The organism is Pseudomonas sp. MF4836 (assembly GCF_002018875.1).
GTDB lineage: Bacteria > Pseudomonadota > Gammaproteobacteria > Pseudomonadales > Pseudomonadaceae > Aquipseudomonas.
In genome coordinates this window covers 724643-740277 of record NZ_MVOL01000002.1, presented here as the reverse complement: position 1 = coordinate 740277, position 15635 = coordinate 724643, and the positions used below count along the sequence as shown (strand labels likewise).

Below are 15635 nucleotides of genomic sequence, written 5' to 3'. Positions count from 1 at the left end.
CTGAGCTGGCTAACCTGAACCCACTTTCAGAGGAGCCGGCCACCATGCCTGCGACCCGTACCTGGTTAAAAAACCCCCTCGCCATTTTCACCGGCAATGCCCTCGACGCCCGTGGCGGCCTGGTGCTGCAAGACGGCCTGATCGTCGAAGTGCTCGGCGCCGGGCAGCAACCGTCCGTGCCCTGCGCGCAGGTCTTCGACGCCCGCGAGCATGTGCTGCTGCCCGGGCTGATCAACACCCACCATCACTTCTATCAAACCCTGACCCGCGCCTGGGCGCCGGTGGTCAACCAGCCGCTGTTTCCCTGGTTGAAAACCCTGTACCCGGTCTGGGCCCGACTGACTCCGCAGAAGCTGGCCCTGGCCACCAAGGTCGCCCTGGCCGAGCTGCTGCTGTCGGGCTGCACGACGGCGGCGGACCACCATTACCTGTTTCCCGAGGGCCTGGAAAACGCCATCGACGTGCAGGTCGAAAGCGTCCGTGAGTTGGGCATGCGCGCCATGCTGACACGCGGCTCCATGAGCCTGGGCGAAGCCGATGGTGGCCTGCCGCCACAGCAGACGGTGCAACAGGGGCAGGTGATTCTCGATGACAGCCAGCGCCTGATCGCGCAGTACCACGAGCGCGGAGCCGGGGCGCAGGTGCAGATCGCCCTCGCGCCCTGCTCGCCGTTCTCGGTGACGCCGGAAATCATGAGCGCCAGCGCCAAATTGGCTGAACAGTTGGATGTGCGCCTGCACACGCACCTGGCGGAAACCCTGGATGAAGAAGACTTCTGCCTGCAACGCTTCGGCCTGCGTACCGTGGACTACCTGGACAGCGTCGGCTGGCTCGGCCCCCGCACCTGGCTGGCCCATGGCATCCATTTCAACCCCGATGAAATCGCCCGCCTCGGGGCCGCCGGTACCGGCATCTGCCATTGCCCGAGTTCCAACATGCGCCTGGCTTCGGGCATCGCCCCAACCCTGGACCTGATCGCCGCCGGCGCCCCCGTGGGCCTGGGGGTGGATGGCTCGGCGTCCAACGACGCCTCGAACATGATCCTCGAAACCCGCCAGGCCCTGTACCTGCAACGCTTGCGTTATGGCGCCGAGAAGATCACCCCCGAATTGGTCCTGGGCTGGGCTACCCGTGGCTCGGCGCAACTGCTTGGGCGCAGTGATATCGGGGAACTGGCGGTGGGCAAACAGGCTGACCTGGCCCTGTTCAAGCTCGATGAACTGCGCTTTTCCGGCAGCCACGATCCGTTGTCGGCGCTGCTGTTGTGCGGCGCTGATCGGGCGGATCGGGTAATGGTCGGCGGTCAGTGGCGGGTGGTCGATGGCCAGGTCGAGGGCCTCGACCTGAAAGGCCTGATCGCCGATCACAGCCAGGCGGCCCGGCAGTTGATTGCCGGCAGCTGATCGCCGGCTTTCGTCGACCCGCTGCAAGCGGCGGGTCGGCGAAAGGGCTACAGCCCCAGCAGCGACAACATGATGAAAGTGGCAAACAGCACGAAGTGAGTCATGCCTTCGATGGCATTGGTTTCACCGTCATTGAGGTTGATCGCACTGACGATCAGGGTGATGAAAATCATCACGGTCTGCACCGGGGTCATGGCCATCTGGAACGGCTGGCCGGTGTACAGCGCCATGGCTTCCATCACCGGCACCGTGAGAATCACCGTCGACAGCGAGGCTCCCAGAGCGATGTTGACCACCGACTGCATGCGGTTGGCCAACGCGGCGCGCAATGCGGTGAGGATCTCCGGTGCGGCGGAAATCGCCGCCACCAGGATCGCCGTGATCACCGGCGGCGCCCCCGTGCCTTCCAGCCCCAGGTCGAGAGGCTTGGACATCACCTCGGCCAACGCGCCGATCACCACCACACCAAAGACCAGGATGCCGATGCTCAGCCCGAGGTTGATCGCCGGCGCCTGCTCGGACGGGTCCTTGGCCCGGCGCTTCTGCGGGTAGCTGTAGCTGAAGAAGTAACTGTGGGGCCCGACCTGCATCCGCAGGAACAACGTGTAGAGCACCACCATCGCGCCGATGGTGAAGGCCGAGTAGACCTTCCAGTCAGACTCGGGAATGAACTCCGGCACCACCATCGACACGCCCATGGCGGTGAGGATCATCACGCTGTAGGTGCGCGCCGAATCATCGTTGTACGACTGCTCGCCGTGCTTGATCCCGCCCATCAGCGCGGCCAGGCCGAGAATGCCGTTGATGTCGAGCATCACCGCCGAGTAGATGGTGTCGCGCACCAGGGTCGGCGAGGCCTCGTTGCTCATCATGATCGCCAGGATCACCACTTCCACCAGCACCGCAGCCAGGGTCAGGATCATGGTGCCGTAGGGGTCGCCGACTTTTTCCGCCAGCAGCTCGGCATGGTGCGCCACGCGCATCGAGGCGGCGACGATAAAGCCGATCAGCACCAGCCCGGACCCCAGCGCCACGCCCTGGCCACTGTTGAGCAATACATGCTCCAGGGGATAGGCCACCAGCGCGGCGACCAGCGCCAGCAACAGGAAGGTTTCTTGCTTGAGTGACGTGAGCATTGCAGTCCTTTACACAATTCGAAACAAAGACAGGAGATGAGCTACAGACTGCTGCGAGTCACTAACGTTTCGTTACACCTTAGTGCACCAGGGGTTGGCATGCCGGGCGGCCAGCGCACCGGGTTGGCTCCCGAGGCTGTTCGGGCCACCTTCACGCCCCTCATCTTCCACCCGCCGAACCGCCGTGCCAGGGCCTTCAGCCCAGGTAAAACCTGCCCCGGGCGTTTTGTTGTCTTGTTGGTCAGCTATTTGCATTGGGCTGTCAGAGCCTGAAAGCCCAGCCCTCCCCACAACAAAATGGAGTTCGAATTCATGCATAAACGTCCGTTGAAAAAGCTGCTGTGCGCCCTGACCGCGGCCATTGGCCTGAGTACCGGCCTGAGTGCCAGCGCGGCCGATCCGTTGAAAGTCGGCTTCGTCTACATCGGCCCGATCGGCGACCACGGCTGGACCTATCAGCATGAACAGGGCCGCAAGGCGCTGGTGGAAAAGTTCGGCGACCAGATCAAGACCAACTACGTGGAAAACGTCGCCGAGGGCGCTGATGCCGAGCGGGTGATCCGCAATATGGCCAAGGACAAGTACGACCTGATCTTCACTACGTCCTTCGGCTATATGAACCCGACGCTGAAAGTTGCCAAGCAGTTCCCCAAGGTCACCTTCGAACACGCCACCGGCTACAAGCAGGACAAGAACCTGGGCACCTACCTGGCGCGCACCTATGAGGGGCGCTACGTCGGTGGCTTCCTGGCGGCGAAGATGACCAAGACCAAGAAGATTGGCTACGTCGCCTCCTTCCCGATTCCGGAGGTGATTCGCGACATCAACGCCATCCAGTTGGCCCTGAACAAATACAACCCGGGCACCGAGATCAAGGTGGTGTGGGTCAACTCCTGGTTCGACCCGGGCAAGGAAGCCGACGCCGCCAATGCCCTGATCGACCAGGGCGCCGACGTGATCTTCCAACACACCGACAGCCCGGCACCGATCCAGGCCGCCGAACGTCGTGGCGTGTACGCCGTGGGTTACGCCTCGGACATGGCGCACTTCGGGCCCAAGGCCGTGCTGACCTCCATCGTCAACAACTGGGGCCCGCATTACATCCAGGCCACCCAGGGCGTGCTCGACCATAGCTGGAAACCGCAGGACTACTGGGGCGGCCTGAAGGAAGGCACGGTTGAACTGCCCATCAGCGACCTGGTGCCGGCCCCGGTCAAAACCGAAGCCGAACAGATCATCGCCGATATCAAGAGCGGCGCCTTCCACCCCTTCACCGGCCCGATCAAGGACCAGGCCGGCGTCGAAAAACTGGGCCCTGGCGTCAGCGCCAGCAACGCCGAACTGGCCTCGATGAACTACTACGTCGAAGGCATGAAAGCCGATATCCCGAAATAACCCCTCTGAACCTGTAGCCGCTGCCGCAGGCTCTTGCAGCGTTTGGACGCTGGCCTCAAGGCACTGCGGATGTTCCCGACAGTGCAGGCGTATGGGAGGGCCCGCGCAGCCTCGCAGCCTCGGCAGCGGCTACAGTTATCGCGAACAACAAGGAGCAGATCCTCTTATGAACCAACTGCCCGTCATCGATATCAGCCCGCTCTACCAGGATCATCCCCAAGGCTGGCACAGCGTTGCGCAACAGATCGACCAGGCCTGCCGCGAGTGGGGCTTCTTCTACATCAAGGGCCACCCGATCAGCGCCCAGCGCATCGAACACCTGCTGGACAGCGCCCGGCAATTCTTCGCCTTGCCCACCGCCGAAAAGCTCAAGATCGACATCACCCAGACCCGCCATCACCGCGGCTACGGCGCCATCGCCACCGAGCAACTGGACCCGAGCAAACCCAGCGACTTGAAGGAAACCTTCGACATGGGCCTGCACCTGCCGGCCGATCACCCGGAGGTATTGGCGGACAAACCCCTGCGCGGGCCCAACCGTCACCCGGACCTGCCTGGTTGGGAAACCCTGATGGAACGCCACTACCAGGACATGCAGGCCCTGGCACAGACCCTGCTGCGGGCCATGACCCTGGCCTTGGGCATCGACCGCGACTTCTTCGACAGCCGCTTCGAACAGCCGGTGAGTGTGCTGCGGATGATCCACTACCCGCCGCGTCACACCGCCAGCTCCGAGGAGCAGCAAGGCGCCGGCGCACACACCGACTACGGTTGCATCACCCTGCTCTACCAGGACACCGCCGGTGGCCTGCAAGTGCGCAATGTCCGGGGCCAATGGATCGATGCACCGCCGATCGAGGGCACGTTCGTGGTCAACCTGGGGGACATGATGGCGCGCTGGAGCAACGACCGTTACCTGTCGACGCCGCACCGGGTCATCAGCCCGCTGGGAGTCGATCGCTATTCGATGCCGTTCTTCGCCGAGCCCCATCCCGACACCCGCATCGAGTGCCTGCCCGGCTGCCAGAGCGCCGAACAGCCAGCAAAATACCCCGCCACCAGTTGCGCCGAATTCCTGCTCTCGCGCTTTGCCGACACCTATGCTTACCGGCGTGAGCTGGAAGGCGCCTGAGCAACCGCTTGGTCAGGTTTTACCGAATATTTCAGCGGGCGCCTGTAGAATGGCGAGCTTTTCGCAGCACCCGACTGCACCTGATGAGACTGAACCATGTACGACTGGCTAAACGCCCTGCCCAAGGCCGAGCTGCATTTGCACCTTGAAGGTTCGCTGGAGCCCGAGCTGCTGTTCGCCCTTGCCGAACGCAACAAGATAGCCCTGCCGTGGAGCGACGTCGAAACCTTGCGCAAGGCCTACGCCTTCAACAACCTGCAAGAGTTTCTCGACCTGTATTACCAGGGCGCGGACGTGCTGCGCACCTCCCAGGATTTCTACGACCTGACCTGGGCCTACCTGCTGCGCTGCAAAGCCCAGAACGTGATTCACACCGAGCCCTTCTTCGACCCGCAGACCCACACCGACCGTGGCGTGCCGTTTGAAGTGGTGCTCAACGGCATCGCCGCTGCGTTGAAAGATGGCGAACAGCAACTGGGTATCACCAGCGGCCTGATCCTGAGCTTCCTACGCCATTTGAGCGAAGACGAAGCGCAGAAAACCCTGGACCAGGCGCTCCCGTTCCGTGACGCCTTTGTCGCCGTGGGCCTGGACAGTTCGGAAATGGGTCACCCGCCGAGCAAGTTCCAGCGCGTGTTCGACCGGGCGCGTCACGAAGGCTTTCTGACCGTGGCCCACGCCGGCGAAGAAGGGCCACCCGAATACATCTGGGAAGCCATCGACCTGCTGAAAATCCAGCGCATCGACCATGGCGTGCGCGCCATCGAAGACGAGCGTTTGATGCAGCGGATCATCGACGAGCAGATCCCGCTGACCGTGTGCCCGCTGTCCAACACCAAGCTCTGCGTGTTCGACCACATGTCCCAGCACAACATCCTCGACATGCTCGAGCGTGGGGTGAAGGTCACGGTGAACTCGGACGACCCGGCCTACTTCGGCGGCTACGTCACCGAAAACTTCCACGCCCTGCACACCCACCTCGGCATGACCCAGGACCAAGCCAAACGCCTGGCCCAGAACAGCCTCGACGCGCGCCTGGTCAAACCGTAAGTCGGTAGCCGCTGCCGAGCCCGCGAGGCTGCGCGGGCCCGGGAGATCGGCCAGGGGTGTCAGGTGAGTGGGCGGTGTCTGGTGTGGCCAGCGCAGCCTGCCGGCAGCGGCTACACCGTGGCTTCGCTCAACTCCTCGAGGGTTTTGCCGCGGGTTTCCGTGCCGAACAGCCAGACCACCGCCGCGGCAATCGCGAAGCACAGTGCACCCAGGGCGAACACCCCGCCCTGTCCGGTGATCGGGAACACCAGCCCGGTCACCAACGGCCCGAGCAATGAGCCCACCCGCCCGATCGCCGAAGCAAACCCGGAGCCGGTGGCCCGCGCCGATGTCGGGTACAGCTCAGGGGTGTAGGTGTAGAGCACCGCCCACATGCCGAACAGGAAAAACTGCATCAACAGCCCGGAGCCGATCAGCAGGCTGACGTTGCCGCCAAACACCGCGCTCTGCCCGTAGAGAAATGCCATCACCCCGCCGCCCAACAGGGTGACGATGCACACCGGCTTGCGCCCCCAGCGCTCCACCAGCCAGGCCGCCATCAAGAATCCGGGAATCCCGCCCAGGGAAATCAGCACCGTGTAATACACCGACTGCGTGACCGCAAACCCCGACTGTTGCAGCAACGCGCTGAGCCAGGACGTGAGCCCGTAAAACCCGAGCAGGGCGAAGAACCACACACTCCAGATCATCATCGTGCGCTGGCGATAGAGCGGCGACCAGATCTCGCGCAACGCCGAAAAGAACGTGCCCGGCGTACTTGCAACCCGTGGCAAGGCAATCGGCTCGGGCAAGTCGACACGCTGCAACGACGCGCGGACTTTGTCCTCGATGGCGCACAGCACCCGGTCCGCATCGGCGTGTCACCCGGCCTGCTCCAGCCAGCGCGGCGACTCGGGAATAAAAAAGCGGATCACCAGCACAAACACCGCCGGTATCGCCAGCACCAGGAAGATATCGCGCCAGCCAATCAACGGCAGCAGGAAGTACGACAGCACCCCGGCGGCAACAAAGCCCAGGGGCCAGAACCCGTCCATCAACTCGATGTAACGCCCGCGGCGCTTCGCCGGAATCATCTCCGACAGCATCGATTGAGCGATTGGAAATTCCATGCCCATGCCGATCCCCAGCAGGATGCGAAACAACGTCAGGCCCTCGACGGTCTGCGCCGTGGAGCACAGGTAGCTGGCGATCCCCCAGAGCACAATGCTCCACTGGAACACCGGCTTGCGGCCGAAGCGGTCGGCGAGCATTCCCGACAGGGACGCCCCGACCACCATGCCGAAAAAGCTCGAACTGGCGAGCAACCCGGCCTGGGCCGAACTCAGGCCGAACTCGGTTTTGATCGAGCCCAGGAGGAACGTCATCATCGCCAGGTCCATGGAGTCGAAGAAAAACGCCAAGGCAATGATGATGAAAATAACTCGGTGATAGCCACTGATGGGCAACCGTTCCAGTCGCTCTGCGGCGCTGTACCCCTGAATATTCATAGCCTGCCCCCGATTGATGGTCTGCAATCGAGTGTGCGCGATCGAGGCTGGCGGCTATTGCTGGATGCGACTCGGCTGCGTCCGAGAACGACGCGCGGGCCCCGTAATCATTGATCCAAAGCGCTGCCGGCGGGGTAGTGGGCGGAAATCGCGGCGCAGCGCGACTGGAGCATCTCGCGCAGCAGATTGACCGGTTTGCTCAACTGCGCGCGGTGAGCGCACAACAGGTTCAGCGGCGCACGCTCGCAGAGCAGTTCCGGCATCAGCACTTTCAGGCGCCCGGCCAGCACGTCGGCGGCCACATCGAGCCAGGACTTGTAGGCAATCCCCGCCCCGGCCACTGCCCACAGGCGCACCACATCGGCATCGTCACTGAAGCGGTCGCCGTTGACGGTCAGGCCCACTTCGCGCTTGCCGTCATGGAAACTCCAGTGGTCGTGGACTCGGCTGCCGAGCATATAAAGCAGGCAGTTGTGCTGCGCCAGTTGCTCCAGCTGGCGCGGCTCGCCATGCCTGGCCAGGTAGCCGGGGGCGGCGCACAGCACCCGGCGATTCTGCGGAGCGACCGGCAGCGCCACCAGGCTTGAGTCTTCGGGCTCGCCGTAGCGCAGGGCGATGTCCACCGGCTGGCGAAACAGATCAGCGATGCGGTCCCCCAGCAGCAGGCGCAGGGTCAACCTGGGGTGCTCGCGCTGGAATTCGTCGAGCCAGGGCAGCAGCAGATTGCGCCCGAAATCCGAGGGTGCGGACAACTGCAGAATCCCGCTGACCTGATCCTGGCCGCTGGCCAGCAGGCGCCGGCCTTCGTCGAGGTTGCTCAGGGCCGCACGGGCATATTCGAGAAACCCCTCGCCCTCGGCCGTCAGGCGCAGGCTGCGAGTCGAGCGCGCCAGCAAACGCGCCCCCAACTGCTGTTCGATCCGCTTGAGGGCGGCGCTGGCCACGGCCGCCGACATGTCCATGACCCGCGCCGCGGCCGATAGGCTGCCCAGGTCGGCCGCGCGCACAAACAATTGCAGATCGTCGAATCGCAGCATCTTGCACCCGGCATTATCAAAAAAATATTGAAAGAGCCTGCTCTTTTAGCCGGTTTTATCTTCAAGAGAAATAGCCAATCATCTGTCCATCGCCTAGCTACCTACTTCAGGAACACCACATGTCCCAGTCCTTCACCGCCATTGCCACCCTGATTGCCAAGCCCGATCAACAGGCCAGGCTGCTGCGCGAGCTCAGCGCCCTGGTCCCACCGAGCCGCGACGAAGCCGGCTGCCAGTACTACGAATTGCACCAGGACGCCGCGCAGCCCGATACCTTCTACGTGCTGGAGCGCTGGGACGATGAGGCGGCCCTGGAGTTTCACAACAACACCGCGCACTTCCAGCATTTCATTGCCCAGACCCGCGAGGCGATCGAGCACTTCGAGCTCAAGCGCCTGCAGTTGATTATCTGACCCTCTTCGCCCCCTTCATCAGGAACCCAGCATGAAAGCCATCGCTTATTACAACGCCCTGCCGATCAACGACCCCAAGTCCCTGCAGGACATCGAACTCCCCGAGCCCGTCGCCGGCCCCCGTGATCTGCTGGTGGAAGTCAAAGCCATCTCGGTCAACCCGGTGGATACCAAGGTGCGCCAGAACGCCCAGCCCGAAGGTGGCGCGGCCAAGGTCCTGGGCTGGGACGTGGCCGGTGTGGTCAAGGCCGTGGGCAGCGAAGTCAGCCTGTTCAAGGCCGGCGACAAGGTGTTCTACGCCGGCTCCATCGCCCGTGCCGGCGGCAACAGCGAGTTGCACGTGGTCGATGAACGGATTGTCGGCCATATGCCCAAGACCCTGGGCTTTGCTGAAGCGGCGGCCCTGCCCCTGACCGCAATCACCGCCTGGGAGCTGCTGTTTGAACGCCTGCAGATCCGCGAAGGCCGCGAAGACGTGGGCCAGAGCCTGCTGATCGTCGGCGCCGCCGGTGGCGTGGGTTCGATCCTGACGCAGTTGGCCAGCCAGCTCACGGGGCTCAAGGTCATCGGCACCGCATCACGGGAGCAAACCCAACGTTGGGTCCAGGACCTGGGGGCCGACCTGGTGATCGATCACAGCCAGCCGCTGAGCGAAGAACTCAAGCGTGCCGGCCAGGCCAGCGTGACCCACGTCGCCAGCTTGACCCAGACCGACCTGCACCTGGACCAACTGGTGGAAGCCCTGGCCCCCCAAGGCAAGCTGGCGCTGATCGACGACCCGAAAAGCCTCGACGTGACCAAGCTCAAGCGCAAGAGCCTGTCGCTGCATTGGGAGTTCATGTACACCCGTTCGTTGTTCGAAACCCCAGACATGCAAGAACAGCATGTCTTGCTCAACCGCATCGCCGAGCTGATCGACGCCGGCACCTTGAAAACCACGGTCGGCGAGCACTTCGGCACCATCAATGCGGCCAACCTGCGGCGGGCCCATGCGCTGCTGGAAAGCGGCACGGCCAAGGGCAAGATCGTCCTCGAAGGCTTCTAAGAAACTGCTCACGATCTGCTGCGCTTAGCTCATGCGGCGTTAAAAATGGCTTCGAAATGCTCATTTAGGACCCTAAAACTGCGCTTTCTCAGCCATTTTTGCCTTGCCTGAGCGTCGCTCGCTAGATCGTGAACAGGTTCTGAAGGCCGGGGCAGACGGCATTGCCAGAGGGGCAATGCCGTCAGTCCGAGAGTTGACGCTTGTCATATTCATGACCGTATTCGGGTCTACACTGGAGGCCTTTGCAACGCAGTCTTTTACCCGAGGAGGTCAGCAATGAAGATCCTGATAAAAGAATTGGCGAAACCCCAAGGCTCCCAATGGCAGGTCCGCCTGGACCAGCATGCGGTCACCTTTCGCAGCGAAGCCGAAGCCCGCGCCTTCGCTCAAACCCTGGAAGCCCGTCTGCAAGCCCCCCACCGATTCCCCGAAAGCCAGCAGCGCGCTGCCGGCTGAGTCAGAGCTTCGCCGCCTCAACTGCCCTGGCGTTTTGCAAACGCCGGGTGAGCACGGCCATCGTCACCGCGAGGACGCCGCACAGGCTGATCACCATGGCCATCGGCATGGCGCTGCCATCGTGCAGGAACCCCACCAGCCAGGCTGCCCCGGCCGCCACACTGAACTGCAGGCAACCGAGCAAGGCCGAGGCACTGCCAGCGCGTGCGCCCTGACCGTTCATGGCGCATGCCGAGGCATTGGGAATAATGCAGCCAAGGCTGGCAATACACACAAACAGCGGCAGCAACAGCGGCCACAGCTTTTGCGTGTGCATTGAACTGATGCCCAGCAGGACCAGGGCCGCTGCCAGGTAAATCCACACCGTGCGCGCCAGCAGGAAGGTCGGGCCACGCTTGGCCAACAGCCGCGCATTGATCTGCGCCACCAGGATAAAACCGCCGGCGTTGATCCCGAAGAACCAGCCAAAATGCTCGGCCGGCACCTCATACAGCTTGATGAAGATAAAGGGCGAACCGGCAATGTAGGCAAACATCCCGGCGATCGCGATGCCGCCGGTCAGGGCGTGGCCGAGGAATATCCGGTCGGCCAGCAGGCGACCGTACTGGCGCAACGAACCGGACAGCGGCTGGCGTGGCAGGCCGGCCGGCAGGCTTTCCGGCAAGCCCAGGGCCACCGCCAGACCGGACAGGGCACTGAACGCCGTGAGCATGATGAAGATCGATTGCCAGCCATAGAGGTTCACCAGCAGGCCGCCGAGCATTGGCGCCAGGATCGGTGCCAGGCCCATCACCAGCATCAGCTGGGAAAACACCTTGGCCGAACCCACGGCATCACATTTATCGCTGACCACCGCCCGGGAAATCACCATCCCTGCGCAACCGCCCAGGGCCTGGACGAAGCGTGCCGCAATCAACCACTCAAGGTTCGGCGCATAGGCACAGGCCAGCGACGCCAGGGTGAACAAACTGACGCCGACCAGCAACGGCATGCGCCGCCCGAAGCGGTCCGCCACCGGGCCATAGGCCAGTTGGCCGATGGACAGCCCCAGGAAGTAGGCCGCGAGGGTCAGTTGAACGTGTTTTTCATCGGTGCCAAACGCCAGCGCCATCGCCGGAAAAGCCGGCAGATAGAAGTCGATCGCCAGCGGGCCAAAGGCGCTCAAGGCGCCCAGAATCAGGATCGTGCGTAAATTCATCAGGCATCCAAGTCGAGCATCAGTCAGCAACCCGACAGTCTAGCCGCGCTTGGATGCCTTGAACATTCCGATAGGTCGCTACCTATCAAAAATACTCAGGCCAATTGCACCTTGTAGCCTTCGCCGCTGATCAGGCCGATGACCTCGTCGTCGGTCAGCCGGCTTTGCACACCGACCTCCTTCGCGCCCAGGTCGACCTTGACCTCGGCCGCCGGGTCCTTGGCCTGAAGCACCTGGGTAATGGCCTTGACGCAGTGGCCGCACGACATACCTTGAACATTGAATACTTGCATGAGGTTGCTCCTGTTGTGAGGGTTGGACCCAGTCTCTTCCTTGCCACCATGGCAAGGTCAAGTTCTGCTTTGCGCTGCCGGGCTGGCAATCAGCGCCGCGCTCGGCCAAGCTTGACCCTCTATGACACGACAGTAGGAGATTCAGCCATGCGCTGGTCAGCTTTCAGCCTATTCAGCCTGCTTGGTTTATTGGCAGCCGCGCCTGCGGCCAGCGCCGCCGGGGAAGACTACGGGGTTCTGATCATTTCCAGGGAACGCCTGGAAGTCGCCACCTCCTGCGAAATCGGCCTGTACATCCAGGATCAGTTGGCAGGCCGACTGTTTCAGGAGCAGTCCGCCTCGTTCAACCTGCCGCCAGGCAAGGTTTCGCTGCGCCTGAAACTGCTGCCGGGCCAGGTCCCGGGTTGCAGCCCGGGCCTGCTTGCACCGGGTTCCCAGGACATTTCCCTGAGGGCCGGTGACGTCGTCAAATACCGCATCGCCATGAGCGAGTCCGGTATTTACCTCAAACCCGCCGCCCTGGGTTATTGAACGCGGGCCTCACACGGGGCCGGCGAGACAAATTGAAGCACCCCGCGTCATGGCGCTTGACCTTGCCCGCATGGCAAGGTTGATCCTGTAGGCAACTTTTACAGGGAGTGTCAGCGATGCCTGAATCAACCACCTTCGACCTGCCCATTGCCGGCATGACCTGCGCCAGTTGCGCCGGGCGCGTGGAGCGCGCCCTGAGCAAGGTCGTCGGCGCTCGCGCGGTCAGCGTCAACCTGGCCACCGAACAGGCCCGAGTCGAGGCGCCCACGGACAGCTTGCCGGCATTGCTGGAGGCGGTGCACAGCGCCGGCTACAGCGTACCGGCCCAGAGCCTGGAACTGAGCATCGGCGGCATGACCTGCGCCTCCTGCGCCGGCCGTGTCGAGCGGGCCTTGAACAAGGTGACGGGGGTCAGCCGCGTCAGCGTCAACCTGGCCAACGAACGGGCACATGTGGAGTTGCTGGGCCAGGTCGAGCCTGCGGTGTTGATAGACGCAGTGACCAAGGCCGGTTACAGCGCCAGCCTGTGGCAGGCCGACCAGAAAGCGCCCGATGACCAACAGCAACGCCTGCGCCGCGAACGCTGGACCCTGGTGCTGGCCATCCTCCTCGCACTGCCTCTGGTCCTGCCGATGCTGGTGGAACCCTTTGGCCTGCACTGGATGCTGCCGGCCTGGGCCCAGTTCGCCCTGGCCACTCCGGTGCAATTCATCTTTGGCGCGCGTTTTTACGTGGCTGCCTGGAAAGCCGTACGCGCCGGTGCCGGCAACATGGACCTGCTGGTGGCCCTGGGCACCAGCGCCGGTTATGGGCTGAGCATCTACGAATGGGCCACGGCGATGCATGGCCACACCCCGCACCTGTACTTCGAAGCCTCGGCCGTGGTGATCGCCCTGGTGCTGCTGGGCAAATACCTGGAGAGCCGGGCCAAGCGCCAGACCGCCAGCGCCATCCGCGCCCTGGAAGCCCTGCGTCCGGAACGAGCCATACAAGTGATCGACGGTCGCGAACAGGACGTCGCCATCAGTGCACTGCGCCTGGGCGACCTGGTCATGGTCAAGCCGGGCGAGCGCTTCCCGGTGGACGGCGAAGTGATCGAAGGCCAGAGCCACGCCGATGAAGCCTTGATCAGCGGCGAAAGCCTGCCGGTGCCGAAACAGCCGGGCGACCAGGTCACCGGCGGTGCCATCAACGGTGAAGGCCGGCTGCTGGTACGGACCCTGGCCCTCGGTGCGGAAACCGTGCTGGCACGCATCATCCGCCTGGTGGAAGACGCCCAGGCCGGCAAGGCACCGATCCAGAAGCTGGTGGATCGGGTCAGCCAGGTGTTCGTCCCGGTCGTGATCCTGCTGGCAGCGGTGACGCTGATCGGCTGGTGGCTATACGGCGCACCGCTGGAAACCGCCGTGATCAACGCCGTCGCGGTACTGGTCATCGCCTGCCCCTGTGCCCTGGGCCTGGCCACGCCGACCGCCATCATGGCCGGCACCGGGGTCGCCGCCCGCCACGGCATTCTGATCAAGGATGCCGAAGCCCTGGAACGCGCCCATGAAGTCAGCGCCGTGGTATTCGACAAGACCGGCACCCTGACCTCCGGCACACCGCGCATCGCCCACCTGCGCGCGGTGGATACCGATGAAAGCACCCTGCTGCAATTGGCCGGCGCCCTGCAACGTGGCAGCGAACACCCGCTGGCCAAGGCGGTGCTGGACCTGTGCGCCGAACGTCAATTGCCGGTGGCCGACGTCACCTCCAGCCAGTCGCTGACCGGTCGCGGCATCGCCGGCAGCCTCGACGGCCGACAACTGGCCCTGGGCAACAAGCGCATGCTCGAAGAAAGCGGCCTGAGCGCCGGCGACCTGGCCGAGTCGGCCCAGGCCTGGGAGACCGAGGGCCGGACCTTGTCCTGGCTGATAGAGCAAAGTCCGCAACTGCGAGTCCTGGGCCTGTTCGCCTTTGGCGACACCCTCAAGCCGGGCGCCCTGCAAGCGGTGCAACAACTCAACGCACGCCATATCAGCAGCCACCTGCTGACGGGCGACAACCGTGGCAGCGCCAAAGTCGTGGCCGAGGCCCTGGGCATCACCGATGTGCATGCCGAAGTGCTGCCGGCGGATAAAGCCGCCACCGTCGCCGAACTGAAGAAAACCGGAGTGGTGGCCATGGTCGGCGACGGCATCAACGACGCCCCGGCCCTGGCGGCCGCCGACATCGGTATTGCCATGGGGGGCGGCACCGACGTGGCGATGCATGCGGCCGGGATCACCCTGATGCGTGGCGATCCGCGCCTGGTGCCTGCGGCCCTGGAGATCAGCCGCAAGACCTATGCGAAAATCCGCCAGAACCTGTTCTGGGCCTTCGTCTATAACTTGATCGGCATCCCGCTGGCGGCCTTCGGCCTGTTGAATCCGGTGCTGGCGGGCGCGGCGATGGCGCTGTCCAGCGTCAGCGTGGTCAGTAACGCCCTGCTCTTGAAGACCTGGAAACCCAAAGACCTGGAGAAGCTGGAATGAACATCGGCCAAGCAGCCAGCCACAGCGGCCTGAGCGCGAAGATGATCCGTTATTACGAATCCATCGGCTTGCTCAAGCCGGCCCATCGCAGCGACAGCGGCTACCGCCTGTATGGCGAGGATGACCTGCACACCCTGGCCTTTATCAAGCGTTCGCGGGATTTGGGGTTTTCCCTGGAGGAAGTCGGCAAGCTGCTGACCCTGTGGCAGGACCGCCAGCGGGCCAGTGCCGATGTCAAAGCCCTGGCTCGGCAACATATCGACGAGTTGAACCAGAAGATCCGCGAACTGGCCGCGCTGCGCGACACCTTGCAGGACCTGGTGGAGCATTGTCAGGGCGATCACCGACCGGACTGTCCGATTCTCAAGGAATTGGCGTCGGGTAGCTGCTGCGAGCCTGTTCCGGCCTGAGGCACAGCTGTAGCCGCTGCCGAAGGCTGCGCTGGCCCCCTGCAACGCTCTTCATACCGCTGACCTTCCATAGCGGCCCGTCCGACCATCGTCCGAACGCCGCCCAAGCCTTCGGCAGCGACTACAGAACCAGGGG

At 63.6% G+C, this 15635-nt stretch carries 14 protein-coding genes and 1 pseudogene; 10 read left to right on the top strand and 5 right to left on the bottom strand.

Annotation, left to right across the window (positions count from 1 at the left end; translation table 11 throughout):
• The first annotated feature begins 44 nt into the window (after positions 1-44).
• A complete protein-coding gene (locus tag MF4836_RS06665) occupies positions 45-1403 on the top strand; it encodes an 8-oxoguanine deaminase (RefSeq protein ID WP_078469671.1) in 1359 nt (452 codons plus the stop codon).
• A gap of 47 nt (positions 1404-1450) precedes the next feature.
• Here MF4836_RS06665 and MF4836_RS06660 read toward each other — a convergent pair whose 3' ends face one another.
• Positions 1451-2539: a calcium:proton antiporter gene (locus MF4836_RS06660; protein WP_078469670.1), complete on the bottom strand. Its 1089-nt coding sequence runs from the start codon at positions 2537-2539 to the stop codon at positions 1451-1453.
• Between the two features lie 312 nt (positions 2540-2851).
• Here MF4836_RS06660 and MF4836_RS06655 point away from each other — a divergent pair, with 312 nt between their 5' ends.
• The 3 genes from MF4836_RS06655 (at position 2852) to MF4836_RS06645 (ending at position 6116) form a co-directional block, all read left to right on the top strand.
• Positions 2852-3934 (top strand): BMP family ABC transporter substrate-binding protein, encoded by a 1083-nt coding sequence (locus tag MF4836_RS06655; protein ID WP_078469699.1) that lies wholly within the window; start codon positions 2852-2854, stop codon positions 3932-3934.
• A gap of 166 nt (positions 3935-4100) precedes the next feature.
• Entirely contained in the window at positions 4101-5066 is a 966-nt protein-coding gene (locus tag MF4836_RS06650; protein ID WP_078469669.1) for a 2-oxoglutarate and iron-dependent oxygenase domain-containing protein, read from the top strand.
• Between the two features lie 96 nt (positions 5067-5162).
• On the top strand, positions 5163-6116 hold the full coding sequence (locus tag MF4836_RS06645) for an adenosine deaminase (RefSeq protein WP_078469668.1): 954 nt from the start codon (positions 5163-5165) through the stop codon (positions 6114-6116).
• Positions 6117-6226: 110 nt separating this feature from the next.
• Here MF4836_RS06645 and MF4836_RS06640 read toward each other — a convergent pair.
• Together MF4836_RS06640 and MF4836_RS06635 are read right to left on the bottom strand one after the other, a co-directional pair.
• Positions 6227-7603: pseudogene (locus tag MF4836_RS06640) on the bottom strand (MFS transporter).
• A gap of 107 nt (positions 7604-7710) precedes the next feature.
• The gene (locus tag MF4836_RS06635) at positions 7711-8640 is read right to left on the bottom strand and encodes a LysR family transcriptional regulator (protein WP_078469667.1); all 930 of its coding nucleotides are present in this window, start codon (positions 8638-8640) and stop codon (positions 7711-7713) included.
• A 119-nt stretch (positions 8641-8759) separates the two neighbouring features.
• Here MF4836_RS06635 and MF4836_RS06630 point away from each other — a divergent pair, with 119 nt between their 5' ends.
• From MF4836_RS06630 to MF4836_RS06620, 3 genes are all read left to right on the top strand, one after another.
• Positions 8760-9053 (top strand): putative quinol monooxygenase, encoded by a 294-nt coding sequence (locus MF4836_RS06630; protein ID WP_078469666.1) that lies wholly within the window; start codon positions 8760-8762, stop codon positions 9051-9053.
• 31 nt (positions 9054-9084) lie between these two features.
• Positions 9085-10098 carry a zinc-binding alcohol dehydrogenase family protein gene (locus MF4836_RS06625; protein ID WP_078469665.1) on the top strand — a complete coding sequence of 338 codons (1014 nt, stop codon included), beginning with the start codon at positions 9085-9087 and terminating at the stop codon, positions 10096-10098.
• A 276-nt stretch (positions 10099-10374) separates the two neighbouring features.
• A complete protein-coding gene (locus MF4836_RS06620; protein WP_020299366.1) occupies positions 10375-10554 on the top strand; it encodes a hypothetical protein in 180 nt (59 codons plus the stop codon).
• Position 10555: 1 nt separating this feature from the next.
• Here the strand turns inward: MF4836_RS06620 and MF4836_RS06615 are convergent, their stop codons facing one another.
• The gene (locus tag MF4836_RS06615; RefSeq protein WP_078469664.1) at positions 10556-11752 is read right to left on the bottom strand and encodes a multidrug effflux MFS transporter; all 1197 of its coding nucleotides are present in this window, start codon (positions 11750-11752) and stop codon (positions 10556-10558) included.
• 95 nt (positions 11753-11847) lie between these two features.
• A complete protein-coding gene (locus MF4836_RS06610; RefSeq protein ID WP_020299364.1) occupies positions 11848-12045 on the bottom strand; it encodes a heavy-metal-associated domain-containing protein in 198 nt (65 codons plus the stop codon).
• Between the two features lie 147 nt (positions 12046-12192).
• On the opposite strand from MF4836_RS06610, the gene MF4836_RS06605 reads away from it, so the two are divergent.
• The 3 genes from MF4836_RS06605 (at position 12193) to cueR (ending at position 15499) form a co-directional block, all read left to right on the top strand.
• Complete coding sequence (locus MF4836_RS06605; protein ID WP_078469663.1) at positions 12193-12576, top strand: hypothetical protein; 384 nt, start codon at positions 12193-12195, stop codon at positions 12574-12576.
• A 116-nt stretch (positions 12577-12692) separates the two neighbouring features.
• Positions 12693-15089: a heavy metal translocating P-type ATPase gene (locus MF4836_RS06600; protein ID WP_078469662.1), complete on the top strand. Its 2397-nt coding sequence runs from the start codon at positions 12693-12695 to the stop codon at positions 15087-15089.
• Positions 15086-15499 carry a Cu(I)-responsive transcriptional regulator gene (gene cueR, locus MF4836_RS06595; RefSeq protein ID WP_078469661.1) on the top strand — a complete coding sequence of 138 codons (414 nt, stop codon included), beginning with the start codon at positions 15086-15088 and terminating at the stop codon, positions 15497-15499. Before MF4836_RS06600 ends, cueR begins: the two co-directional genes overlap by 4 nt.
• Positions 15500-15635: the final 136 nt, after the last annotated feature.